At 63.3% G+C, this 23,363-nt stretch carries 20 protein-coding genes and 2 tRNA genes; 5 read left to right on the forward strand and 17 right to left on the reverse strand.

Annotated features, from left to right (window positions below):
- Nucleotides 1–73: 73 nt before the first annotated feature.
- The 3 genes from GYA95_RS20095 to GYA95_RS20105 all read right to left on the reverse strand — a co-directional run bounded on the left by GYA95_RS20095 (nucleotide 74) and on the right by GYA95_RS20105 (nucleotide 4,070).
- On the reverse strand, nucleotides 74–1,741 hold the full coding sequence (locus GYA95_RS20095; protein WP_015268620.1) for an FMN-binding glutamate synthase family protein: 1,668 nt from the start codon (nucleotides 1,739–1,741) through the stop codon (nucleotides 74–76).
- A gap of 240 nt (nucleotides 1,742–1,981) precedes the next feature.
- Complete coding sequence (locus tag GYA95_RS20100; RefSeq protein WP_043936049.1) at nucleotides 1,982–3,349, reverse strand: ATP-binding protein; 1,368 nt, start codon at nucleotides 3,347–3,349, stop codon at nucleotides 1,982–1,984.
- 1 nt (nucleotide 3,350) lies between these two features.
- A complete protein-coding gene (locus GYA95_RS20105; protein ID WP_015268622.1) occupies nucleotides 3,351–4,070 on the reverse strand; it encodes a response regulator in 720 nt (239 codons plus the stop codon).
- Between the two features lie 140 nt (nucleotides 4,071–4,210).
- On the opposite strand from GYA95_RS20105, the gene GYA95_RS20110 reads away from it, so the two are divergent.
- Entirely contained in the window at nucleotides 4,211–6,508 is a 2,298-nt protein-coding gene (locus tag GYA95_RS20110; protein ID WP_161551486.1) for a TonB-dependent siderophore receptor, read from the forward strand.
- Between the two features lie 281 nt (nucleotides 6,509–6,789).
- On the opposite strand, the gene GYA95_RS20115 is transcribed toward GYA95_RS20110, so the two are convergent.
- The 3 genes from GYA95_RS20115 to GYA95_RS20125 form a co-directional block, all read right to left on the reverse strand.
- Nucleotides 6,790–6,996 (reverse strand): DUF3079 domain-containing protein, encoded by a 207-nt coding sequence (locus GYA95_RS20115; protein ID WP_015268624.1) that lies wholly within the window; start codon nucleotides 6,994–6,996, stop codon nucleotides 6,790–6,792.
- A gap of 152 nt (nucleotides 6,997–7,148) precedes the next feature.
- Nucleotides 7,149–7,224 (reverse strand) — tRNA-Thr (locus tag GYA95_RS20120).
- 98 nt (nucleotides 7,225–7,322) lie between these two features.
- Nucleotides 7,323–7,571: a hypothetical protein gene (locus GYA95_RS20125; RefSeq protein WP_015268625.1), complete on the reverse strand. Its 249-nt coding sequence runs from the start codon at nucleotides 7,569–7,571 to the stop codon at nucleotides 7,323–7,325.
- A 564-nt stretch (nucleotides 7,572–8,135) separates the two neighbouring features.
- On the opposite strand from GYA95_RS20125, the gene GYA95_RS20130 reads away from it, so the two are divergent.
- Nucleotides 8,136–8,411, forward strand: coding sequence for a DUF3077 domain-containing protein (locus GYA95_RS20130; protein ID WP_015268626.1), 276 nt, complete (start codon nucleotides 8,136–8,138; stop codon nucleotides 8,409–8,411).
- Between the two features lie 351 nt (nucleotides 8,412–8,762).
- On the opposite strand, the gene GYA95_RS20135 is transcribed toward GYA95_RS20130, so the two are convergent.
- The 5 genes from GYA95_RS20135 to GYA95_RS20155 all read right to left on the reverse strand — a co-directional run bounded on the left by GYA95_RS20135 (nucleotide 8,763) and on the right by GYA95_RS20155 (nucleotide 13,073).
- Nucleotides 8,763–9,968 (reverse strand): methyltransferase, encoded by a 1,206-nt coding sequence (locus tag GYA95_RS20135; RefSeq protein WP_054573666.1) that lies wholly within the window; start codon nucleotides 9,966–9,968, stop codon nucleotides 8,763–8,765.
- A gap of 128 nt (nucleotides 9,969–10,096) precedes the next feature.
- Complete coding sequence (locus GYA95_RS20140; RefSeq protein ID WP_015268628.1) at nucleotides 10,097–10,786, reverse strand: ABC transporter permease; 690 nt, start codon at nucleotides 10,784–10,786, stop codon at nucleotides 10,097–10,099.
- Nucleotides 10,786–11,478, reverse strand: a complete 693-nt coding sequence (locus GYA95_RS20145; protein WP_015268629.1) for an ABC transporter permease — start codon at nucleotides 11,476–11,478, stop codon at nucleotides 10,786–10,788. The genes GYA95_RS20140 and GYA95_RS20145 overlap by 1 nt, the downstream gene beginning before the upstream one ends.
- Nucleotides 11,479–11,532: 54 nt before the next feature.
- Complete coding sequence (locus tag GYA95_RS20150) at nucleotides 11,533–12,288, reverse strand: ABC transporter substrate-binding protein (RefSeq protein WP_015268630.1); 756 nt, start codon at nucleotides 12,286–12,288, stop codon at nucleotides 11,533–11,535.
- 11 nt (nucleotides 12,289–12,299) lie between these two features.
- On the reverse strand, nucleotides 12,300–13,073 hold the full coding sequence (locus GYA95_RS20155) for an ABC transporter ATP-binding protein (RefSeq protein ID WP_003257472.1): 774 nt from the start codon (nucleotides 13,071–13,073) through the stop codon (nucleotides 12,300–12,302).
- Nucleotides 13,074–13,737: 664 nt separating this feature from the next.
- Between GYA95_RS20155 and gabP the strand changes: the two genes are divergently transcribed.
- On the forward strand, nucleotides 13,738–15,123 hold the full coding sequence (gabP, locus tag GYA95_RS20160) for a GABA permease (RefSeq protein WP_161551487.1): 1,386 nt from the start codon (nucleotides 13,738–13,740) through the stop codon (nucleotides 15,121–15,123).
- A 179-nt stretch (nucleotides 15,124–15,302) separates the two neighbouring features.
- On the opposite strand, the gene GYA95_RS20165 is transcribed toward gabP, so the two are convergent.
- Together GYA95_RS20165 and ppk2 are read right to left on the reverse strand one after the other, a co-directional pair.
- Nucleotides 15,303–15,746: a hypothetical protein gene (locus tag GYA95_RS20165; RefSeq protein ID WP_013970488.1), complete on the reverse strand. Its 444-nt coding sequence runs from the start codon at nucleotides 15,744–15,746 to the stop codon at nucleotides 15,303–15,305.
- 57 nt (nucleotides 15,747–15,803) lie between these two features.
- The gene (gene ppk2 / locus GYA95_RS20170; protein WP_015268631.1) at nucleotides 15,804–16,784 is read right to left on the reverse strand and encodes a polyphosphate kinase 2; all 981 of its coding nucleotides are present in this window, start codon (nucleotides 16,782–16,784) and stop codon (nucleotides 15,804–15,806) included.
- A 243-nt stretch (nucleotides 16,785–17,027) separates the two neighbouring features.
- On the opposite strand from ppk2, the gene GYA95_RS20175 reads away from it, so the two are divergent.
- The gene (locus tag GYA95_RS20175; RefSeq protein ID WP_015268632.1) at nucleotides 17,028–17,330 is read left to right on the forward strand and encodes an addiction module antidote protein; all 303 of its coding nucleotides are present in this window, start codon (nucleotides 17,028–17,030) and stop codon (nucleotides 17,328–17,330) included.
- 138 nt (nucleotides 17,331–17,468) lie between these two features.
- Here the strand turns inward: GYA95_RS20175 and GYA95_RS20180 are convergent.
- The 4 genes from GYA95_RS20180 to GYA95_RS20195 form a co-directional block, all read right to left on the reverse strand.
- Nucleotides 17,469–17,544 (reverse strand) — tRNA-Phe (locus GYA95_RS20180).
- A 90-nt stretch (nucleotides 17,545–17,634) separates the two neighbouring features.
- Entirely contained in the window at nucleotides 17,635–17,907 is a 273-nt protein-coding gene (locus GYA95_RS20185) for an oxidative damage protection protein (protein ID WP_003257478.1), read from the reverse strand.
- Entirely contained in the window at nucleotides 17,904–18,971 is a 1,068-nt protein-coding gene (gene mutY / locus GYA95_RS20190; RefSeq protein ID WP_015268633.1) for an A/G-specific adenine glycosylase, read from the reverse strand. The genes GYA95_RS20185 and mutY overlap by 4 nt, the downstream gene beginning before the upstream one ends.
- On the reverse strand, nucleotides 18,968–21,214 hold the full coding sequence (locus tag GYA95_RS20195; protein ID WP_161551488.1) for an AsmA family protein: 2,247 nt from the start codon (nucleotides 21,212–21,214) through the stop codon (nucleotides 18,968–18,970). The genes mutY and GYA95_RS20195 overlap by 4 nt, the downstream gene beginning before the upstream one ends.
- 305 nt (nucleotides 21,215–21,519) lie before the next feature.
- Between GYA95_RS20195 and GYA95_RS20200 the strand changes: the two genes are divergently transcribed.
- On the forward strand, nucleotides 21,520–23,181 hold the full coding sequence (locus tag GYA95_RS20200) for an OFA family MFS transporter (RefSeq protein ID WP_015268635.1): 1,662 nt from the start codon (nucleotides 21,520–21,522) through the stop codon (nucleotides 23,179–23,181).
- The last annotated feature ends 182 nt before the right edge of the window (nucleotides 23,182–23,363 follow it).

The raw sequence follows: 23,363 nt of genomic DNA on the forward strand, positions 1-23,363 counted from the left end.
ACAAGGCCGCTCCCACACGATTCTGTAGGAGCGGCCTTGTGTCGCGAAAGGGCCGCAACCCGGCCCCCGGCTTTCACGCCGTCTCCACCACTTCCCTGCGCCGCACCCCAGCAACCTTCACCTCTCCCTCCCCAGTCTCCGGCCCAAAGCTGTCACTACGCGCCATCCGCCACATCCGCGCATAAAACTCGCTTTCAATCGAGCCACTGAGCAATTCGCCCGGTTTAAGGAACGTGTGCAGGTCCGAGAACAGCCCGATTTCGCTAGGGCTGATACGCCGCGCCAGGTGCTTGGGCTTGAGTTCCGAAGGGTGTTCCAGGCCCGCGGCAGCCAACATTTCGGCCAACGTATGCAGCGTGTTGCGGTGGAAGCTGGCCACCCGCTCGGCCTTGTCCGGCACCACCAAGGCGCGCTGGCGCAGCGGGTCTTGCGTGGCCACCCCGGTCGGGCATTTGTTGGTATGGCAGCTCTGCGACTGGATGCAGCCAATGGCGAACATGAAGCCGCGCGCGGAGTTGACCCAGTCCGCCCCGATGGCCAGCACGCTGGCGATGTCGAAGGCGCTGACGATCTTGCCCGCCGCGCCAATGCGGATGCCGGCGCGCAGGTTCAGGCCGACCAGGGTGTTGTGCACGAACATCAGGCCCTCGCGCATCGGCACGCCCATGTTGTCGCTGAACTCGCGTGGCGCCGCCCCGGTGCCGCCTTCCTTGCCATCGACGACGATGAAGTCCGGAGTGATGCCAGTGGCCAGCATGGCCTTGGCAATGCCCATGAACTCCCAAGGGTGGCCCAGGCAGAATTTGAACCCCACCGGCTTGCCGCCCGACAGCTCGCGCAGGCTGGCCACGAACTGCAGCAACTCGACTGGCGTGCGGAAGGCACTGTGCGCCGCTGGCGAGATGCAATCTTCGCCCACGCGCACGCCACGGGTTGCGGCAATTTCGGGGCTGACCTTGTGCCCCGGCAGGATGCCGCCGTGGCCCGGCTTGGCGCCCTGGCTGAGCTTGATCTCGATCATCTTCACCTGTGGCGAGCGCGCCTGCTCGGCGAATCGCTGTGGGTCGAAGCGGCCGTCCTCGGTGCGGCAGCCGAAGTAGCCACTGCCGATTTCCCAGATCAGGTCACCGCCATGTTCGCGGTGGTACGGGCTGATGCTGCCTTCGCCGGTGTCATGGGCAAAACGGCCCATGCGTGCACCGCGGTTCAGGGCAGCGATGGCGTTGGCGCTGAGGGCGCCGAAGCTCATGGCCGAGATGTTGAAGATAGATGCCGAATAGGGCAGGCGGCATTGCGGCCCGCCAATGGCGATGCGGAACGATGCCGGGTCTGGCGTGGCCACTGGCAGCATGGAATGGCTGATGAACTCGAAGCCGGGCTTGTAGGCATCGTTGAGGGTGCCGAAGGCCTTCTCGGCGCTTTCGTTCTTGGCCCGGGCGTAGACCAGCGAGCGCTGCGAGCGGGAGAACGGCAGCTTGTCGTCGTCGCCCTCGATCAGGTACTGGCGGATCTCCGGGCGGATGGTTTCGATCAGGTAGCGGATGTTGCCCAGGATCGGGTAGTTGCGGCGCACGGCGTGGTGGCTTTGCCGCAGGTCGTTCAGGCCGACCAGGCTGAGCAGCGCGGTGATCAGTGTCAACGGCCACAGCCAGGCATGCTGGGGTAGCAGCGGCAGGCTGGCGAAGGTGAACAGCAGGCAGAGGGCGAGGCAGGCGTAGCGGCTGGGTAGAGAGTGTTTCATGGGTCCATCGCAGGCAGGATGACCGGGCATAGGATAGGCAAAGGCGGGGAGGGGAAAACCTGGGTAATCGGTAAAAGACTGTTACCTGATTGTGGTTGTGTTGCCTGTGCTGGCCTCATCGCCGGCAAGCCTGCTCCCACCTCGACCGCACCGATTTCAAGCCATGCGCAGTTCCGGTGGGAGCTGGCTTGCCGGCGATGAGGCCAGCACAGGCGGCACAGTTCCTCCTCCACAAAAGTGTTAGCGAGGCAGCAACACGCTGACCCGCAACCCACCCCCCTCGCGGTTCGCCAGCAGCAACTCGCCCCCATGGCTGGCAGCAATCCGCTGGGCGATGCTCAACCCCAGCCCATACCCCCCGGACGCCTGGTTGCGCGACCCTTCACCACGCACGAACGGGTCGATGATGGTCGCCAGCAGGCTCGGCGCAATCCCCGGGCCGCGGTCATCGATATGGATGAACACCCCTGTGGTCGCCTGCTCCAGCGTGACCGAAACTTCCTTGGCATAACGCAACGCATTGACCAGCAGGTTCTGCAGGCAGCGCTGCAGCAGCAGGGCATCGACCCGCAGGCTGCCCCCCTGGCCATGCACCGGCAACGGCTCTTCGGCAGTGGCCAGCTCCGCGCACTGGCGCACCACCAGCCGGTCCAGGTCTACCTGTTGCAAGTTCTGCTGCTCCCCCGCGCGCAGGTAATCGAGCACCTGGCCGATCATGTTGTCCATCTGCGCGATGTTCTGCCGCAGGCGTTGCCGGTTTTCGTCGTCCGGCAAGCGCTCCAGGCGCAGGCGCATGCGCGTCAGCGGGGTGCGCAGGTCGTGGGACACGGCGGCCAGGAAGTAGGCCTTGTCGTTGACCATCGCGATCAGCCGCTGCTGCATGGCGTTGAAGGCCTGGGCCGCCTGGCGCACTTCCTCCGGGCCATCCAGCGCCAAGGGCGGCTGCTCGAGGTTGCTGCCCAGGCCGCGCGCGGCATCGGCCAGGCGCCGCAGCGGGCGCAGGCACAGGCGCACGGCTATCAGGCACACCAGCAATACCGCGACGATGCGCAGCGCATACACCCGCAACAGGTAATCGCTGATCAGCACCCAGGCCGACTCGCCGCTCCAGCCTTGCAGTTCCTGGCCCTCGATGGTCAGCCAATGCCCATCGGCCAACGGTACCGCGAACTGCAGATGCGCCTGGGCCGTGCGCAGGCCGAACAGGCTGCGCCAGACGATCGGCTGGCCCTGTTCGTCGGTCAGCTGCACCTTCATCAGGCGCACGTCCTGGGCATGCCCCAACTCGTACTCGAGGGCCTGGTGCAGCAACAGCTCGACACGCCTGCGCCCGCGGCGCTCGTCCTGCACCGGCGTGGGCAGGGCTTCGCTGCAACGCACTTGGTAATGCGCTGGCGCCTGCAATGCACCGGCACGGCAGTCAGCCTGGGCGATCAACGGCGCGCTGCGTGCGGCAATCAGCCGGACAGGGGCCTCGAGAACCTGGGCAAAACGCACATCGAACCAGATGCTGCTGGACATCAACTGGATCAGCACGGTGCCGCTGACCATTATCAGCAGCAACTGGCCGAACAACGTGCGTGGCCACAGCCGGCGCAGCCAGCGCATGTCAGGCATCGGCCCCGTTGGCGGCGATGCTCAGCAAATAGCCTTCGTTGCGGATAGTGAGAATTTGCGCGGCACCCGCCGGCGCGTGGCGCAGGTGCTGGCGCAGGCGGCTGACGCACATGTCCACCGAACGGTCGTCTGGCAGGTGGTCGCGGCCGAACGCACTGCGCGTCAGCTGGTCGCGGGACACCACACGGTTGTTGGCTTCCAGCAGCTCGCGCAGTACGCGGTAGTCGGAGCGGGGCAGGGTCAGGGTCTCGCCATCGGGGCGGGTGAGCAGGCGTTTCACGTGTTCCAGGCGGAAGCCGGCGAACAGCTGGGCATCTTCTACCGGCTCTTCGGCGGGCGCATCCAGGCGTTGCGGACGACGCAGCACGGCCTTGATCCGGGCGATCAGCTCGCGTGGCTCGAAGGGCTTGGCCAGGTAGTCATCGGCACCCACCTCCAGACCGATGATGCGGTCCAGCGTGCTGCCCTTGGCCGACAGCATGATCACCGCCAGCCCCGGCGTGGCTTGCAGCTGGCGGCACAGGCTCAGGCCATCTTCGCCCGGCAGCATCAGGTCCAGCACCACCAGCTCAACCTTGTGCCGGGCCAGGTGCTCGCGCATCTGCTCGCCGTCAGCCGCTGCCAGCACGTTATAGCCGGCATCTGTCAGGTAATCACAAAGAAGTTCGCGGATCTCGTCGTCATCGTCGACAACAAGCAAAGTTGTGCTCATGCAGAAAAACACCTGTTCGGTGAGGGCCGGTGGCGCTCGTTACGTTCGATTACATCCCCGTACAAGCCGGGTCTGGAGCCCGGGGGGCCGATCCCTAGAATCCTAACAAAAAATCATCTGCAAATACGAAGCCTTCCCAAATGAACTCCGAGAGCACCTCGAACACCTTCCCCTCCATCAGCCGAGGCGGCACACGCCTTAAACCGCTGGCCCTGTTCATTGCCGTGGCCGTCAGCGGTGGCGCGATGGCTGCCGACAGCAAGCCCCTGGAACTGGAGGCCACGCAGATCGAAGACAGCGCCCTGCTGCCTGCCGACGAAGCTGGTCAGCTGGGTTACACCGTCGAAAGCACCCGCAGCTCCACCGGCCTGGCCCTGACGCCGCGCCAGACGCCGCAGTCGGTCACCACCATTACCCGCCAGCAAATGGATGACCGCGACATCCACACCATCGAGGAAGCGCTGGAAACCACCCCAGGCGTGACCGCGAGCAAGTCCGAAGTGGGCGGGCGTACCGACTACCGTGCCCGTGGTTACTCGATCAGCAACTGGAAGGTCGATGGCCTGCAGTTCCAGGGCGGGTCCGATTTCAGTGGCGGCGGCAACGCACTGAACATGGACCTGTACGAGCGCATCGACATCGTGCGCGGCGCCAACGGCCTGCTGGGCGGTACCGGCGACCCGTCGGCCACCGTCAACCTGATCCGCAAGGCACCGACCAGGACGTTCGGCGGTTGCGCCTATGCCACCTACGGCAGTTGGGACAAACGCCGCCTGGGCGCCGACCTCAACTTGCCGCTGTCCGAAGACGGCCGCCTGCGTTCGCGCTTCGTGATGACCCAGCAGGACGCCAACTCATTCCGCGACAACCAGTCCGAGCGCTCCCGTGCAGCGCTGGCCAACTTCGAGTTCGACCTGGACGACGCCACCACCCTTGGTGCCGGCTACCAGTACGAGTACAACAAGATTGTCGGCGGTGGCTGGGGTGCGAACATCCCGATCTGGTACAGCGATGGCAGCAAGACCGACCTGCCGCGCAGCACCAACGTGGTACCCAGCTGGAGCTTTGGCGAGTACACCACCCGCACCGCGTTCGGCTCGCTGGAGCACCGCTTCGACAACGACTGGACGCTGGACCTGAAAGCCGCCCAGAGCACCGCCGAAACCCTCAACCACCGTGGCCTGGCCAAGGTCAACTCGGCAGGCCGTGGCAGCTACGGCGGCTACTGGGACCAGGATGGCAGCGGCGCCGTGCTCAACGGCCTGCACAGCTCCACCGACACCACCCAGCAGTCGGCGCAGATCGACCTGTCCGGCCCGTTCCAACTGTTTGGCCGTACCCACCAGGCGATGGTTGGCTACAACGACAGCCGCACCGTGGCCTGGTCGCCGGAATACACCTGCACCATGGTCGGTGACGGCATGGCCAGTGCGCCTGCGCTGGGCTGCCAGTTCCGCGCCAACAACGGCTTCCCGCTGACCGACTGGCGCAATGGCGTGGATGACGACTACAACATCATCGCCTCGCGCACCGGCCGCCACAGCAAGACCACCACCCGCCTGCAGGGCATGTACGCGGCAACCCGCCTGAGCATCACCGACCCACTGTCGGTCATCCTCGGCGTGCGCACCAGCAACTACTCGGCCACCACCCGCAGCGTGGCTGGCGCACGTACCAGCCAGGAAGAGAACGGCATCGTCACCCCGTACCTGGGCGCCGTGTACGACCTCAACGACAACTACTCGCTGTATGCCAGCTACACCGACATCTTCACCCCGCAAACCGCTGAAACCAGCAGCGGCAGCAAGGTCGAGCCGATTCGCGGGCAAAGCTACGAGACGGGCATCAAGGGAGAGTGGTTCGATGGCCGCCTGAACGCCTCGGCGGCGTACTTCCGCACCAAGCAGGAAAACAAGGCAGTGCTCGACGGCGACCTGACCACCCCCACCGGTGGCGACGCCTACAAGGCCGGTTCCGGCCAGGAAACCGACGGTATCGACCTGGAAATCGCCGGCGCCCTGACCCCCAGCTGGAACGTGTACGCCGGCTACACCTACCTGCACTTCCGTCGCGTCGACAGCGACGGCCGCAGCGACCCATCGCACCTGTTCAAGGCCTCGACCACCTACCGCCTTTCCGGCCCGCTCGACCGCCTGACCCTGGGCGCCGGGGTTACTGCGCAGTGCAACATCCGCGCAATCTCCAGCCCGGCGGGCCAGCCGAGCAATGGTGTGAGCAACGGTGCCACTGACGTGAATTGGTCCGGTTATGCCATCTGGAATGCCATGGCCAAGTACCAGCTGATTGACGACACCAGCGTCAGCCTCAACGCCAACAACCTGTTCGACAAGCACTACTACACCCGCTACGGGTTCTATGCCGGGGCAATTTATGGTGACCCACGCAACCTGTCGCTGACGGTCAGCACAGCGTTCTGATCAACCGCACCTGGGGCTGCTGCGCAGCCCATCGCCGGCAAGCCGGGCTCCCACATATACAGCGCATATCTTGAATCCGGCGCGCCCCGTTGGTAGCAACTGCCGTGCTCAATTTCTAACAGGTGGCGCGATCCCTGTGGGAGCGGGCGCGCCCGCGAACACGGGCGAAGCCCGTGCCATCCACCGCAGCACCTCATTCGCTGGGCCGCATCGGCCTCAAGGCATGCGCTGTACCTGTAGGAGCCCGGCTTGCCGGCTATGGGCCGCAAAGCTGCCCTGTTTCACCTAGGGCCAGTCTCTTGCTGGCGATCAACCGGCTTCTCCAGCCGGTCCTCGAAACTGTCCCAGTCCTCGCCAAACAGTTCCGCTGGGTGCATGGTCCGACTCGCCCCATTGCCACAGGCCAATGACTTGGCCGGGCAGTACAGGTCGCAGCCCCAGCAGATGCGCTCCGGGTGGCTGGGGGTTTTGGGGAATTTCTTGGCCATGGTTTCCTTCCCTCAAGGGCTGACTGATCTCAGGCTAAGCTGCGTGCCGGCGTCAGGCTTGATTGAGATCAATCTTGGAGGAAGGGATCATGCAGAGCGTGCTGGAAACAAAAAAGGCCCACCTTTCGGTGAGCCTTTTTTGATACTGCGTATGGTGCCGGCACCAGGAATCGAACCCGGGACCTACTGATTACAAGTCAGTTGCTCTACCATCTGAGCTATACCGGCAATGGGGCGTCATTATAACGATCGGTTGGCGCCTGTAAACCACTTCGTTGCGAATGTTCGCAAATGACCTAAGTCACCGACCTGAAAGAAGAATTTTCCTACCAGCCGCGATGGATGGTGGTGACGCTCGGCTCGGTTTTGCCCGGGTTGAAGAACAGCTTGTCATTGTCGCAGCCGCGCTTGCGGCAGGGGCTTTCGGTGCGCAGGGGCAGGCCGTTGTCGCCGCCCAGCTGCATGCCGGGGTGGTTCCAGCCCAGGCTGCTGGTGGGGTGGGGAGCGGTGCCGCTGGCGCAGCCGGTCAGGGCCAGGGCGAGGGTCAGCAGGGCGAGGGGCTTGGCTTGGGTCACGATGGTCGGGTCCGTTAGTCCATTGTCGGTTCTGGCGCAACGCCAGAAGGTCGCGGGGCTGGCGGGTAGCGCGCGACGTCACTTTTTAATCATTTGGGGCGGCGGATGATACACCGTTGCGGCGGTCGGGCATTAGCTTTGTGTTGCTTGTGATGGCCTATTCGCGGGCTTGCCCGCTCCCACAGGATCTCCACAAGCCTTGAAACTGTGTAGTACTTGTGGGAACGGGCGCGCCCGCGAATAGGCCATCAGCTGTACGAAGATTCTGAACTTTAGGGCTAACAGCTTCAGGGGTTGGTGGCTTCGGAACTATCCTACGCGCGCCGCCGAAGTATCGCTGTTGTCGGGGAAATGGCTCACGGATACCGTTTTCGGGTCGCTCTGGCGACCGGGTGTGAGAACCCTGATCGAATAAGCGCTACCCATTTATGGTGGCCGTACGCGGGCAGACTTCGGTCTGGCCGGGCTTCCTTATTCGACCGGTTTCTCACCCCGCGTACGGCTGCCACCCAAATCCGTGAGAAAGATTTCTGGCAGTCCCCTCCTCGAGTAAGGATTTATGCCATGAAGAAAACCATCATCGAACCCATCACTACCGCAGGCGTGGAAACCTTCCTCGCAGCCGGTAACCCATCCCTCAATCTGCTACGCGTGGAGCCTGGCGTCCCCGTCGATGCTGCCTATGAGCATGTCTCGATCCTGATGGGCTACATCAAGCATCTGGTGCGCGAGGGGGATATGGAGGATGACCATAAATTCCTGGGCGCCGCCGATTATCTGTGCGACATGGCCAAGGCGCTGATGAACGATATCGAGATTGCCAAGAACAAGGTCCATTGAAAGTCGTAGGAGCGGGTACCGCATCGCATGGCACGGGCTTCGCCCGTGTTCGCGGGCACGCCCGCTCCCACAGGAATCGCGTAAACCTGCAGATTTCTGAGCAAGAAAAAGAACCCACAAAGGCCGTGCAAACAGTGCTTGCGCCAACCACAAGAAATGTTTATGCACAAGTGGCATCGGCGACTTGCGCGAAAGGCATGCCGGATCGATACACCGCCGGTCTTTGCGCAAACGCCTGTTTTTACTGGCCTTGACGCGCAAGCCGGAATAAGCCAAACGCTTGAAATAGCGCTTGGATCCAACAGGTAATCACAAGCTTGTTCACAGAGTTATCCACAGGTTGTGCTGCGGCTAACGGTCGCGTTCGGCAAGGATTAGCAGGTTGCGCGGGGTGAGTGGGTAGTCGCAGAACAAGCCAAGGCGCACGTTGTAGCCTTGTTCTTCGAGGAACAGGGCCCGATCGAGTACCAGCCACAGCTCCAGCGGCCGGCGGAACAGGTTGCGCACGCGCTCCAGGTTGCGGACCTCGGCCAGGCGTTGCCAGCCGGCGGCTTCCAGGGCAGCCCAGTCCGGGTTGCCAGTCAGCTGCAATTGCTTGAGTTCGGCCAGGTCGCGGCAGTACTGCTCGAAGGGCTTCTCCAGCCAGGCCACGGGTAGCGACGGTGTCGGCAGGTACTCGTCGGTCTGGCGCTGCTGGCGTTGCAGCAGGTCGAAGCCCAGGCGCCGGGCCATCGAGGTGTCGCGCTGGCGCCGCACACGGGCGCCGGCGGTAACGGTTTCGCTCAGGGGCAGGCCCAGGTCGTCCAGTGACAGCCGCAGGCCGGAGGCTTGGGCGGCTGTGGATAACGCCTGGTATTGCTGCGCCGCGATGCGGTTGTAGCAGCAGGGCGCCACGGCCAGTTGTCGGCAACCTTGCTGGCTGGCCAGTTGCATCAGGCGCACATGCAGGTCGCCACAGGCGTGCAGGGCAACCACGCTTTTGTCGCCAGCCAGGTGGCGGGCGCTGTCGTTGGCCATCACATCCTGGTGCACATGCTGCGCCGGCAAGTGGTGGTGCGCGCTCAGGGCCTGGCCGGCGGCGACCAGTTCGGCGTCGTATTCCAGGCAGGTCAGTTGTTGGCCGGGTTGCAGCAGGCGGCGGCCCAGGTGGCCTTTGCCGGAGCACCAGTCCAGCCAGTGACGGGGCTGTTCGCGGAAGGCCAGGTGGCTGGCGAACGCTTCGATCTGCTGCCATTTGCGGCCGGGGACGGCTACGTCGAGGCGGTGCGCGGCGGGGGGCAGGTCGGTTTCCGGGAGGTTGCCGAGTGCCGAAAGCTGTCGGGCTTGCTGGGCCAGTTGCGGGAATGGGGCGGGCAACGGGGCAGCGGTGGTGTCGGTTTCGGCGTCTGCCAGGGAGCATTGGCGCAGGTGGGCGGCAAGCTCGGGGTGGGCGGTTTCCCAAGCCAGCTTCAGGCTGGTGAAGGGGCGGGGTTTCCACAGCTGCTGGTGCTCGATCAGGAACTGGTCGAGGGCCTGGAAGCGGGTGCTTAGGTGGGGGCTGTGGAGGTGGTTGGGCATGGCAAGGATGTGTGGTGGTTTTGAGGGCCTCTTCGCGGGCACGCCCGCTCCCACAGGTATAGCGCCACATTCAAGGTAGGCGCTACACCTGTGGGAGCGGGCGTGCCCGCGAAGCAGTCAGTGAGGTCTCAGCGGCCCTGGCACGCATCCACGCGCAACCAGCGCTCCAGCAGCTTGAAGCCCTGCACCAGCACGAACGAGATCACCAGGTAGAACACCCCGGCGGCAAAGAAGATCTCTACCGGCAGGTAGGTGCGGGCGATGATGGTACGGGCCATGCCGGTCAGTTCCAGCAGGGTCACGGTACTGGCCAGGGCGCTGGCCTTGAGCATCAGGATCACTTCGTTGCTGTACGCCGGCAGGCCGATGCGCGCGGCGCGTGGCAGCATGATGTAGAACAGCGTCTTGCCTCGCGACATGCCCAGCGCCCGCGCCGCCTCGATCTCACCCTTGGGGATCGACTGCAGCGCGCCGCGCAGGATCTCGGCGATGTAGGCAGCAGTGTGCAGGGTCATGGTCAGCACGGTGCACCAGAACGGATCGCGCAGGTACGGCCACAGCGAACTCGAACGCACCGCGTCGAACTGCGCCAGGCCGTAGTAGACCAGGAACAGCTGCACCAGCAGCGGCGTGCCACGGAAGAAGAAGATGTAGCTGAACGGCACCGCGCGCACATACCAATGGCGCGAGGAGCGGGCGATGCCCAGCGGGATGGCCAGGATCAACCCGGCAACCACCGCGATGGCTACCAGCTCCAGGGTCAGGGTCGCACCCTGGGCCAGGCGTGGCAGCCATTTGATGATGACTTCCCAATTCATTATTCAGCCCTCGCAAAGCCGCGAGCGGCGCGTTTTTCCATGAAGTGCATGCCGGTCATCGCGATGATAGTCAGGCTCAGGTAGATGCAGGCCGCGACCATGTAGAAGGTGAACGGCTCTTTGGTCACGGTCACGCCGATTTGTGCGTGGCGCATGATTTCTTCCAGGCCGATTACCGACACCAGGGCGGTGTCCTTCATCAGGATCATGAACAGGTTGCCAAGGCCGGGCAGGGCGATGCGCCACATCTGCGGCAGGATGATCCGCGACAGGATGCGGCCCTTGGACAGGCCAAGCGCCAGGCCGGCTTCACGGTGGCCCTTGGGGATCGCCAGGATGGCGCCACGGAACACTTCGGTGGCATAGGCGCCGAAGCACAGGCCCAGGGCGATCACGCCCGCAGCGAACGCGCTGAGCTCCAGGCCCGGCATGTTCAGGGCTTCACCGAGGGCGTTCATCAAGCCGACGGTGCCGAAATAGATAAGCAGTACCCACAGCAGTTCGGGCACGCCGCGAACCAGGGTCGAATAGAAGCCACCAAGCCATTGCAGCGGCTTGGTCGCGGAAGTCTTGGCCAGGGCGCCGAGCAGGCCCAGGACCAGGCCCAGCAGCAAGGCGCAAAGCGCCAGTTTTACGGTCATCAGGGTGCCGGCCATCATGGCCGGACCGAATCCGTGCAGGTCGATATTCATGGGCAGGTCATTCTAGGGACTGGCGCGCCGCAAGGGCGCGCCGGTCGGGGCGGATCATTCGATGCTGAACGGGAAGTACTTGTCGTTGATCTTCTTGTACGTGCCGTCGGCCTTGATTTCTGCCAGGGCCTTGTTCAGGTCGTCGCGCAGCTTGGTGTCACCCTTGCGCACGGCGATGCCGATCTTGTCGCTGTCCATCACTGGCTCGCCCTTGAACTCGAAGTTCGAGCCGTCTTTGCTCTTCAGCCACTCGTACTGCACGTACTTGTCGGCCAGGATGCCGTCGATGCGGCCGGAAACCAGGTCGAGGTAGGCGTTTTCCTGGGTGTCGTACAGTTTGATCTCTACGTCGTTACCGTAGTTGTCTTCCAGCCAGGTGCCAGCCAGGGTGGCGCGCTGGGTACCGATTACCTTGCCCTTGAGCGAGGCCTTGTCAGTCTTGAAGTCGACGTTTTTCGGCGCGATGAACTGCAGCTTGTTGGAGTAGTACGGCTCGGTGAAGTCCACGGCCTGCTTGCGCTCGTCGGTGATCGACAGCGACGACACCAGGAAGTCGAACTTCTTGGCGTTCAGGGCCGGGATGATGCCGTCCCAGTCGGAGGTGACGACCGAGCATTCGACTTTCATCTTGGCGCACAGGGCGTCGCCGATGTCTTTGTCGAAGCCGACCACGTTACCGCTGGCATCCTTGTTGTTGAACGGTGGGTAGGCGGCTTCGATACCCATGCGCAGTTTTTCTGCGGCCAGGGCGTTGGCCGACATCACCAGCGTGGCAGCAGCTGCCAGGAGGAACTTCTTGTAAGTGTGCATGTATTGCTCCGTTAGCGGTGGCTGGACATGAATTGCTTGCAACGCGCCGAGGTCGGGTTCTCGAAGACCTGCTGCGGCGATCCCTGCTCTTCGACCAGGCCCTGGTGCAGGAAGACGACTTCACTGGACACATGGCGGGCAAAGCTCATCTCGTGCGTCACCAGCAGCATGGTACGGCCTTCTTCGGCCAATGCGCGGATAACGTTTAGCACTTCCTGGACCATTTCCGGATCGAGCGCCGAAGTTGGCTCGTCGAACAGGATGACCTTGGGCTTCATGGCCAGGGTACGGGCAATGGCGGCGCGCTGTTGCTGGCCACCGGAAAGCTGGGCGGGGTAGCTGTGGCGCTTGTCGTAGATGCCGACCTTGTTCAGCAGGGCTTCGGCGGCTTCGATGGCCTCGGCCTTGCTCTGGCCGAGCACGCGGCGTGGCGCCTCGATGATGTTGTCGAGGATCGACATGTGCGGCCACAGGTTGAAGTTCTGGAAGACGAAACCGATCTCGCTGCGCAGGCGGTTGATCTGGCGGTTGTCGGCGGCGACCAGGTCGCCGTTCTTGGCGGCCTTGAGCTTGAGGGCTTCACCGGCAACCAGGATTTCGCCCTGGTGCGGGTTTTCGAGCAGGTTGATGCAGCGCAGCAGGGTGGATTTGCCGGAGCCGGACGACCCCAGGATGGAGATCACGTCACCGTCGCGTGCGGTCAGCGAAATGCCCTTGAGAATTTCCTGCTCGCCGTAGCGTTTGTGCAGATTGCGGATTTCCAGCGCGGGCGTGGCCTGAGCCATGTGCGGTCCTCATGTGTACGGGTGCGTTCCCAGCTGTTGGCGGCCTTCCTGGCGTGCGCCACGCTAGCATAGCGGCATTATCACGGCCAACAGGGTCGCTGGGGACTCGGGGCGCTGGTGGGGCAGTTTGTCGCATCGTTGCAGCGCAACGTCGCGCGGATGTCCGCGAAGGTGTCGCCCAGCACCAGAGCCTTGATGAAAAAAGGCGCGATGGTGCCAGCTTTGGCCCGCTCATGGAAGCGGTTTTAGACCTTTCGCGGGCACGCCCGCTCCCACAGGTTCTTTAAAAGGCTCAAATGGTTGCACCTGACTTGTGGGAGCGGGCATGCCCGCGAACGGGGGCGGCCAGGTCTTTAGGTTGTACCTCTAGGTTGCACTTTTTTGCATTGCAGCGGTGCACAGGTGTTACCGGGGAGCACCTTTGGTGCGTTTGTAAGTGGGTATTTCAGTAATCCGATGATTTGGTGGCCTTTCGGTCAGCCGTTGGCCGAAAGCCCTCCAAACCGCATGCTAAAAGGGCTACCGACTTTTCTGACGAATGTATTCAGCACATGGCGCGCTTATTGCCAGCAGGAAACCGCCGATTGCAGCGACGCCCAGGTCAACCCCAGGCGCGCTCCGTAACCGCAGTCGGAGTGGTCCACTCCTTACAAAGGTAGTTTCAATGAGCGGTAACAATTCCAATGACCTCGCTCAGGGGCTCAAACAACGGCATGTGACCATGCTGTCCATCGCTGGCGTCATCGGTGCCGGCCTTTTCGTTGGCTCCGGCCACGCCATCGCTGCTGCCGGCCCAGCCGTGCTGCTGGCTTACGCTGCCGCCGGTACGCTGGTCGTGCTGGTCATGCGCATGTTGGGTGAAATGGCGGTCGCCTCGCCTGACACCGGTTCGTTCTCTACCTATGCCGACCGCGCCATCGGGCGCTGGGCCGGTTTCACCATTGGCTGGCTGTACTGGTGGTTCTGGGTACTGGTGATTCCGCTGGAGGCCAACGCCGCCGCGGCCATCCTGCATGCCTGGTTCCCTGCGGCCGACCTGTGGGCGTTCTCCCTGGTCATCACCTTGGCGCTGACCCTGACCAACCTGTGCAGCGTGAAGAACTACGGCGAGTTCGAGTTCTGGTTCGCTCTGCTCAAGGTTCTGGCGATCATCGGCTTCATCGCTGTGGGTTGTGCTGCCTTGTTCGGCTTTGTGCCGAGCAGCCAGGTAAGCGGTGCCAGCCACCTGTTCGACACCCAGGGCTTCATGCCTAACGGCCTGGGCGCGGTGCTGGCAGCCATGCTGACCACCATGTTCTCGTTCATGGGTACCGAAATCGTTACCATCGCCGCCGCCGAGTCGAAGGACCCGGGCAAGCAGATCAGCCGCGCCACCAACTCGGTGATCTGGCGTATCTGCCTGTTCTACCTGGTGTCGATCTTCCTGGTCGTGGCCCTGGTACCGTGGAACGACCCGGCCCTGGCCGAGACCGGTTCCTACCAGACCGTGCTGAGCCGCATCGGCGTGCCGAATGCCAAGCTGATCGTCGACATCGTCGTACTGATCGCCGTGACCAGCTGCCTGAACTCGGCGCTGTACACCTCGTCGCGCATGCTGTTCTCGCTGAGCAAGCGTGGTGACGCCCCGGCCATTGCCCAGCGCACCACCAAGTCGGCTACCCCGCATGTGGCGGTTCTGCTGTCTACCGCAGCAGCGTTCCTTTGTGTGTTCGCCAACTTCGTGGCCCCGGCCCAGGTGTTCGAGTTCCTGCTGGCCAGCTCTGGTGCCATTGCGCTGCTGGTGTACCTGGTGATTGCCGTATCGCAGCTGCGCATGCGCGCCCAGCGTGAGGCACGCGGCGAGAAGATCACCTTCAAGATGTGGCTGTTCCCGGGCCTTACCTGGGCGACCATTGCCTTCATCATTGCCATTCTGGTGGTAATGGCGCTGCGTGAGGACCACCGCGCCGAAATCATCGCGACCGCGCTGCTGAGCATTGGTGTGGTGGCGGCTGGCTTGCTGGTGCACCGCAAGCGTGAAGCTGCCGGGCGGGTGGCGCTGGATAACTGACCCGCGCTGGCTGAAATGAAAAGGCCGCGTCCTGTGAAGGGCGCGGCCTTTTTGTTGCCTGTTCCGGCTCTTTCGCGGGCTTGCCCGCTCCCACAGGGACGGCATTGCCTTTAAGCCTGGGGTGTACCTGTGGGAGCCGGCTTGCCGGCGATAGGGCCCGGGCAGGCTACACAGCCCTGTCAGCCAAATTGCTTCTGCTGCTGTTGCTGCTTGGCAACCAGCTCCGAAGCCGCCACGTAGGCGGCCTGGAACTCATCGCTCTCCAGCCAGGCCATGGTGGCTTCTTCGTCGGCCCCATCCAGCCATTTGCGGTAGGCATTGAACACCAGCACGATGTAATCGGTGGCGTGCTCTTCCTTGTGCCCCTTGAGCACCAGGGCCAGCAGAGGGTCTACCAGGAACACCGAAATCATCGGTACCAGGCCGCCTTCCTGGGCTTCCTTCATCTTCTTGAACAGCGGGTCGTAGCTGCCCGACTCCATGGCCTTGTTGTACACCTGCTCGATGCTGGCGCTGTCACCGGCACTGGCCTTGACCGCCTGGCCGCTGCGTACCATGCGGTTCTGCTTGGCCTTGCTGGCGGCGCGCTTGGCGCGTTTCTGTTGCTTGGTTGGGGTGGCCATGGTGAATCCTTGGTGGGGCGGAAATTGCGCGTATTGAAGCGCAGCAGGCACGCCGATTCAACTGGCCTGCGGCTCTGCCTCATCTTCCTCGAAGCCGTGGGACGCTCGCCCGACCAGTAGCGCATCCGGCGCATGCGCCACGCTGCGGTCCTTGCCCGGGTAGTCCAGCGAATGCAGGAAGTGCCGGATGCAATTGATCCGCGCACGCTTCTTGTCATCGGACTTGATCACCGTCCAAGGTGCATCGGCCGTGTCGGTATGGAAGAACATCGCCTCCTTGGCTGCGGTGTAGTCCTCCCACTTGTCCAGCGACTTGATGTCGATGGGGGACAGCTTCCAGTGTTTGAGCGGGTCGTCCCGGCGCGAGATGAAGCGGCGCAGCTGCTCTTCTCGGTTCACCGAGAACCAGTACTTGAACAACAGGATGCCGCTGTTGCACAGCATGCGCTCCAACTCCGGCGCCTGGCGCATGAACTCCAGGTACTGCAGTGGCGAGCAGAAATCCATCACCTTCTCGACACCGGCGCGGTTGTACCAGGAGCGGTCGAAGAACACCATTTCACCTGCCGTGGGCAGATGTTGGATGTAGCGCTGGAAGTACCACTGTCCTTTTTCCTGCTCGGAAGGCTTCTCCAGGGCCACGATGCGCGCGCCGCGTGGGTTGAGGTGCTCCATGAACCGCTTGATGGTGCCGCCCTTGCCTGCGGCATCGCGCCCTTCGAACAGGATCACCACGCGTTGGCCGGTTTCCTTCACCCAGCTCTGTACCTTGAGCAGCTCAATCTGCAGCGCATGCTTGGCCTTCTCGTAGTCCTGGCGACGCATGCGGGTGCGGTACGGGTAGCTGGTGGGCAAGCGGGCCGAGGTGCTGTCTTCGTTGCTGCCCTTGGGGGCGGTGGCGACTTCCAGTGCAGCAGGTTGCTGGCTGATGCTGGTGATCGTCGGCTCCGGCTTGCGCTGGCGTGGGCGGCGCGTGCGGGCTGGGGTGATGGCGGGCTCGCTGGGGGCGGGGAGTAGGAGGGGGGATTCTTCGCTCATGGAGGTCCTTGCGGGTCGGGTCGGATGTCCATCTGGCATTTTAAGTCGAGCGATTGGCGGCACTTTGATATCGGTCAACGGCGCTTCCACAAACAGTTCGAAACAGCGAAAAATTGAATGTAGTGTGAACTGTGGTTCACATTTTTTTATGTGCACACCCTCCTGGCGGGTGGCGATAAAACCCGCCAGGCCAGCGATATCAAATCTGCCCTCAAGCTGGCACGCGACCTTTAGGAGGCCGCCATGACAAATATCAAGCTGACCAAATGGGACGCTGTAGACCATTTGAAGACAGAGGAAGACATGGCCCTCTACCTTGAGGCCTGTCTTGAAGAAAACGATCCAGCACTGCTTGCTGCTGCCCTTGGTGATATCGCTCGTGCCCGGGGTATGGCTCAGTTGGCGCGTGATACCGGCCTGACACGAGAAGGGCTGTATAAGGCGTTGTCTGCGGAGGGTAACCCGAGTTTGGCGACCATCATGAAGGTGATGGCGGCCCTCGGGGTCAGGCTTCATGCCGAGGTGCTGCCGCGCGCGGCGGGGTAAGGTTTAGCGATCGGGAAGGGCAGTAACGGCAGGTAACTGCCAAGCCTCCAGCAAAAATGACAGACAACAAAAAACCCGCACTAGGCGGGTTTCTTGTTGTCGCTTCGGGTAACTTTGCAACCACCAGAAGCTTGAAGGTGGTGCCCAGAGACGGAGTCGAACCGCCGACACGAGGATTTTCAATCCTCTGCTCTACCGACTGAGCTATCTGGGCGACGAGGTGAATTAAATAGACTTTCAGACCGCTCGTCAACGACTTTTTGAAAAAATTTTAAATTAATTCCGTCGCTTACGTTCCGTGGGGTCATTCCGAGGGTGGAACGTAGCCTTCCGCCTGGGCGTATTCTTCGCCGGCGAAAAACTTGTCCATCTCGCCCTGGAGGAATTTGCGGTCCTCGGCGTTCATCATGTTCAGGCGCTTTTCGTTGATCAGCATGGTCTGGTGCTTCTGCCAGTCGGCCCAGGCTTTCTGCGAGATGTGTTCGAAGATGTCCTGGCCCTTGGCGCCGGGGTAGGGCGGGCGCTCCAGGCCTGGCAGTTCTTCTTTGTACTTGCGGCACATCACGGTGCGGGTCATCGGGCATCTCCTGCAATCAGTTCGTCGGCCGCGCGTTTGAGCAGCTTTTTCACCGGGGCGGCGAGGCCCAGGCGCGGCGGGGTGGCGAGGTTATACCAGAGCCAGTCGGCCTCGGCCACGTGCTGGCCGACCGGGTCGACGCGCACCAGCCAGGGTTCGATCGCCAGCTGGAAGTGGCTGAAGGTATGGGTCAGGCCGTCCATGGCGCGGCTGTCAGCCAGGCGCAGGCCGTGCTGGTAGGCCAGGTCGTCGAGCTGGGCAATGTCGTCCAGTTCCGGCAGGCTCCACAAACCACCCCACAGACCGCTGGACGGGCGACGGTAAAGCAGGATGGCGCCTTCGTTGTTGGCCAGCAGCGGCATCAGCGTGCGGCGTTGCGGCAGTGCCTTGCGCGGCTTGGGCTCGGGGTAGCGGGTTTCTTCACCGTGCAGGTGCGCTTCGCAGCCGCGCTGCAGCGGGCAGATCAGGCAGCTGGGCTTGCTGCGGGTGCACAGCGTGGCACCCATGTCCATCATCGCCTGGGTGTAGTGGTTGGCGCGCTGCTGTGGGGTAAAGCGTTCGGCCGTGGCCCACAGCTGGTTGGCCACCTTGGGCTCGCCGGGGTAGCCGGCCTGGGCGGTGTAGCGGGCGAGCACGCGCTTGACGTTGCCGTCGAGGATCGGTGCGCGGATGCCCATGCTGATACTGGCGATGGCGCCGGCGGTGGAGCGGCCGATGCCGGGCAGCTCGGTGAGCTGCTCGACACTGCGCGGGAATTCGCCGCCATGCTGTGCGACCACGATCTTGGCGGCCTTTTGCAGGTTGCGTGCCCGGGTGTAGTAGCCCAGGCCCGTCCACAGGTGCAGTACCTCGTCCTCCGGCGCCTCGGCCAGGGCCTGCACGGTCGGCAGGGCCTGCATGAAGCGGTCGAAGTAGTTGAGCACGGTGCTGACCTGGGTCTGCTGCAACATGATTTCCGACACCCATACCCGGTACGGGTTGATGCCCTGTTGCCAGGGCAGGTCGTGCCGGCCGTGTTCGTCATACCAATCCAGCACTGCGCTGGAGAACTGCTCGGGGCTCATCGCTTGAACAGCCCCTTGAGCGCGTCTTTCAATTCCGGGCTCACTTTGTCTCCGAGTTTTTCATCGATCTTGTCTTGCAGACGGTTGCCGGCCACCTTGGCGGCAACCTTGCCCAGGCCGTCCTGGTCCAGACGGCAGGCTTTGGCGCCCAGCTCCAGCGGGCCGCGGCAGCGCAGCGGTATTTCGACACCCACATAGCGTTCGTTGACCTGGCAGGCCGGGTCCGGCATGGCGCGCTGGTCGCCTTCGACGACCACGCCAACGTTGTAGTCCATGCCCAGTACGCGCAGGTCGAGGTCACCATGGCCATTAACGGTAAGGCCCGGAATGCGCGCCTTGAGGTCCGGGTTGTTGGCAACGCCATTGCGTACTACCAGGCTGCCACGCAGTTCCTGGAACGGGGTGTCCTTGCCACGTGGCTCGCCGCTGAGCGACTTGCGGTTCAGCGTGGCGATGGCCTTGCACAGTTGCTGTTCCAGGTTGGCATTGACCAGCACGCCATCATTGATGACAAAGTTGGCGTTGCCGTTGAGGGTGTCGACCAGGGCCTTCTGGCTGTTGCCGGTGGCGGTCAGGTCGCTGGTCAGGGTCAGCAGGCCTTTGACCGGTGGCGTCTGCTCTTTGCCCTCGGTCTTGATGAAGTGTTCCACCGGCACCCGCTGGATGCTGGTGTTGACGCCCAGTTGCGGCACGGCAGGGCGCACATCGTCCGTGCCCTTGGCCTCGAAGGTGCCGTTGTACAGTTCACCGCGCAGGGTTTGCAGGGTCAGCAGGCCGCCCTGGCCGATCGCCTTGAGCTGGGCGTCTTCGATCGGCAGTTTGTCCAGGGTCAGCGAACCGAAGGCCAGGTCGGCTTGCAGGTCGAGGACGCGCAGGCGGTCGATCGGCAGCAGCTTGTCGTCGCTCCAGGCGACCTGGGTCGGGGCGTTGGGGAGTGGCGTGGTGCCAGGGCCGGCGACCGCGGTGGCTTCCTGTTGCTTGACCTCGGCCTGACGCGCGGCGGTGGCGCCCTTGGCCTCTTCACTCTTGGCCGGCAGGTAGCGGTCGGCGTTGAAGGTGTCACCCTTGAGCTGCAGGCGCAGGGCCTGTTTGGCGAAGTCTTCGACGGCCACGCGGCCAGTGAAGGTGCTGTCGTCCAGCTTCACCGCCAGGTCTTCCAGGGCCAGGCTGTTCGGCGTGCCCTGCAGGCGGGTGACCAGTTCCAGCTTGGCGAAGGCCGCCGGGTCGTTGGTGGCCGGCAGCGGGCGGCCGATGCTGTCGAGGAAGGTGCGCAGGTCGAACTGGGCGATGGACAGGCCGCCGCTCAGCTGCGGTGCCTTGTTCAGGTCTCGCAGGTTCAGCTCGCCCAGGGCGCGCAGCTGGTTGGCCGAGACTTTCAGGCCGTTCCACGAGGCGACATTGGCGGCCAGGTCGACCAGCAATTGGCCTTGGGCGGCGAAGGTCACGGTCTTGCCGCCGGTGGGCTCACCCGAGGTTTCGCCCGACAGGCGCATGTCTTCGAAGTTGTAGCGCTTGAGCTTGCGGTCGAAGCGCAGCTCGCCGGCCAGTTCGGTGCGGGCCTTGATGTTCGGCTGGCTGGCGCTGAGGAAGGCGCTGGCCTTGAGTGGAATGTTCGCCCCTTCGTGGACCGGGCCGGTGCTCAGCTGGATGCTTTCGGCGCTGTAGCTCTGGCCGGTCTTGGCATCGGTGTATTGCACGCGGGCGTTGTTCACGGTCAGGCTGTCGATGTCCAGCTTGACGGCGCGTTCATTGCTGGCGACTGGTGCCGACGCCTGTTCGGCCGGTGCCTGGGCTGGAGCACTGGCCTGCCCATCGGCACTGGCGCCGTTCTGCGTGGGCAGCGGCTTGCCGATGTCTTCCCAGTTGCCATGGCCCTGTTCGTCACGGGCCAGGGTCAGGTTCAGGCCCTCGACGCGCACGTCGCTCATCTGCACTTCGCGGCGCAGCAGTGGCAGCACACGTACAGAAAGCCCGAGCATCTGCAGGTCGGCGAAGGGCTCCTTGGGTTTGTTCAAGGTGGCGATGCTCGCATCGTGCAACTCCAGGCCCAGCCACGGGAACAGACTCCAGCCAATGTCACCGTTGAGGGTCAGCTCGACGTGAGCCTTGTCACGTGCCAGCTGGCGAATCTCGTCTTTGTAGTCGTTGGGATCGAAGAGGTGGGTCAGGGCGAAGCCCAGCGCCACGATGATCAGCAGCAACCCGAGAAGCCCAAGTCCCAGGATTTTGCCGAACGCTTTCATGGGCGAGTCCTTGTAGTCCGTTTTTTAAATTCAAGCGCCAGAGTATAGCGCCGCAGTGGTTACCCCTGCGTATTCGACTAGAGATACGGGGCATTTCCTACGCGTACAGCAGATGGTACGGCTTTCGACAGCCATGATTTTGTCAGTTCCGAATGTGTGGCCTGTACCGGCCCTATCGCCGGTATAGGCAACATGACCGTTTCAGCCGAGCAAAAATTAACGATATCAGATTGCTTTCACGCTATTTGATACTGCTACCCTTGCGCCGCTTTGCCTGCACCCTCCCTATAAGAAGGATCTGATCCATGAGCAGTACCGTCGCGGCGGGGACCTTGGCCAGTGCGCCAGGCTTCCTGTCGAAGGAGCGCATCATCGCCCGTCCGGGCTTCAACCGCTGGCTGGTCCCACCGGCCGCCCTTGCCATCCACCTGTGCATCGGCATGGCCTATGGCTTCTCGGTGTTCTGGCTGCCGCTGTCGCAAGCCCTAGGCATCACCGCCCCGGTCGCCTGCGCGGCGGACATGGGCTTCATGGCCCGTATGTTCAGCGCCGAATGCGATTGGCCGATTTCCATGCTGAGCTGGATCTACACCCTGTTCTTCGTCTTCCTCGGTTGCTCGGCGGCCGTGCTGGGTGGTTGGCTGGAACACGCCGGCCCGCGCAAGGCCGGCCTGGTGTCGGCGCTGTGCTGGTGCGGTGGCATGCTGATTTCGGCGATTGGCGTGAAAACCCATCAGCTGTGGCTGATGTGGCTGGGTTCCGGCGTAATCGGGGGTATCGGCCTGGGCCTGGGCTACATCTCGCCGGTGTCGACCTTGATCAAGTGGTTCCCGGACAAGCGCGGCATGGCCACCGGCATGGCGATCATGGGCTTCGGTGGCGGGGCCATGGTCGGTGCACCACTGGCCACCGCGCTGATGGGCCATTTCGGCAATGCGCAGGAAGTGGGCGTGTGGCAGAGCTTCGTCGTCATGGCGGCGATCTACTTCGTGTTCATGACCGCCGGTGCCCTGGCGTATCGCGTACCGCCAACCGGCTGGAAGCCCGAAGGCTGGAGCGCCCCAGTGAAGAAAGCTGGCAACACCATGGTCACCGACCGCCACGTGCACGTCAGCGTGGCCTGGAAGACCCCGCAGTTCGCGCTGATCTGGCTGGTGCTGTGCCTGAACGTGTCAGCGGGTATCGGCATCCTCGGCATGGCTTCGCCGTTGCTGCAGGAAGTGTTCGCCGGCAAGCTGCTGGGCAACGGGCTGAGCTTCAGCGAGCTGAACAGCGCCCAGCTGGCGCAGATTGCCGCGATCGCCGCCGGCTTCACCGGCCTGCTGAGCCTGTTCAACATCGGCGGCCGGTTCTTCTGGGCGTCGTTCTCGGACTACATTGGCCGCAAGAACACCTATTTCGCCTTCTTTGCCCTGGGCGTGGGCTTGTACAGCCTGGTGCCGAACATGGGGCACCTGGGTAACGTGGCGCTGTTCGTGGCGGCGTTCTGCATCATCCTGTCGATGTACGGTGGTGGTTTTGCCACGGTACCGGCCTACCTGGCCGACCTGTTCGGCACGCAGATGGTCGGCGCCATTCATGGCCGCCTGCTGACCGCCTGGGCGGCGGCGGGGGTGCTGGGGCCGGTGCTTATCACCTACCTGCGCGAGTACCAGTTGGCGGCCGGGGTGGAGCGTGCGGCTGCTTATGACATGACCCTGTACATCCTCGCCGGCCTGCTGGTGCTGGGCTTTGTCTGCAACATGCTGGTGCGACCGGTGGCCGACAAGCATTTCATGAGCGATGCCGAACTGGCTGCCGAGCGGGCGTTGAGCCATGACAAGGGCGCCGACGGGGCGCGCTCGCTGGAGTGGAAGGCGGCGCCGGGTAGCCTGCCGCTGGTGCTGCTGGCCTGGGCAGTGGTGGTCGTGCCGTTGGCCTGGGGCGTTTGGATTACCCTGCAGAAGACGGCTGTGCTGTTCCATTGATCAGTGGTAAAACCGGCTGACTTTGCTGGCTGTACTAGCCCTATCGCCGGCAAGCCAGCTCCCACAGGTATGCTACAGGCCTGGAAGATTGTGAGGCCCCTGTGGGAGCTGGCTTGCCGGCGATGGGCTGCAAAGCAGCCCCAAGCCATGCGGTTGTATAGACCTGTAACGGTATCCAGCCT

The sequence above is a fragment of the Pseudomonas asiatica genome (assembly GCF_009932335.1).
GTDB lineage: Bacteria > Pseudomonadota > Gammaproteobacteria > Pseudomonadales > Pseudomonadaceae > Aquipseudomonas > Aquipseudomonas asiatica.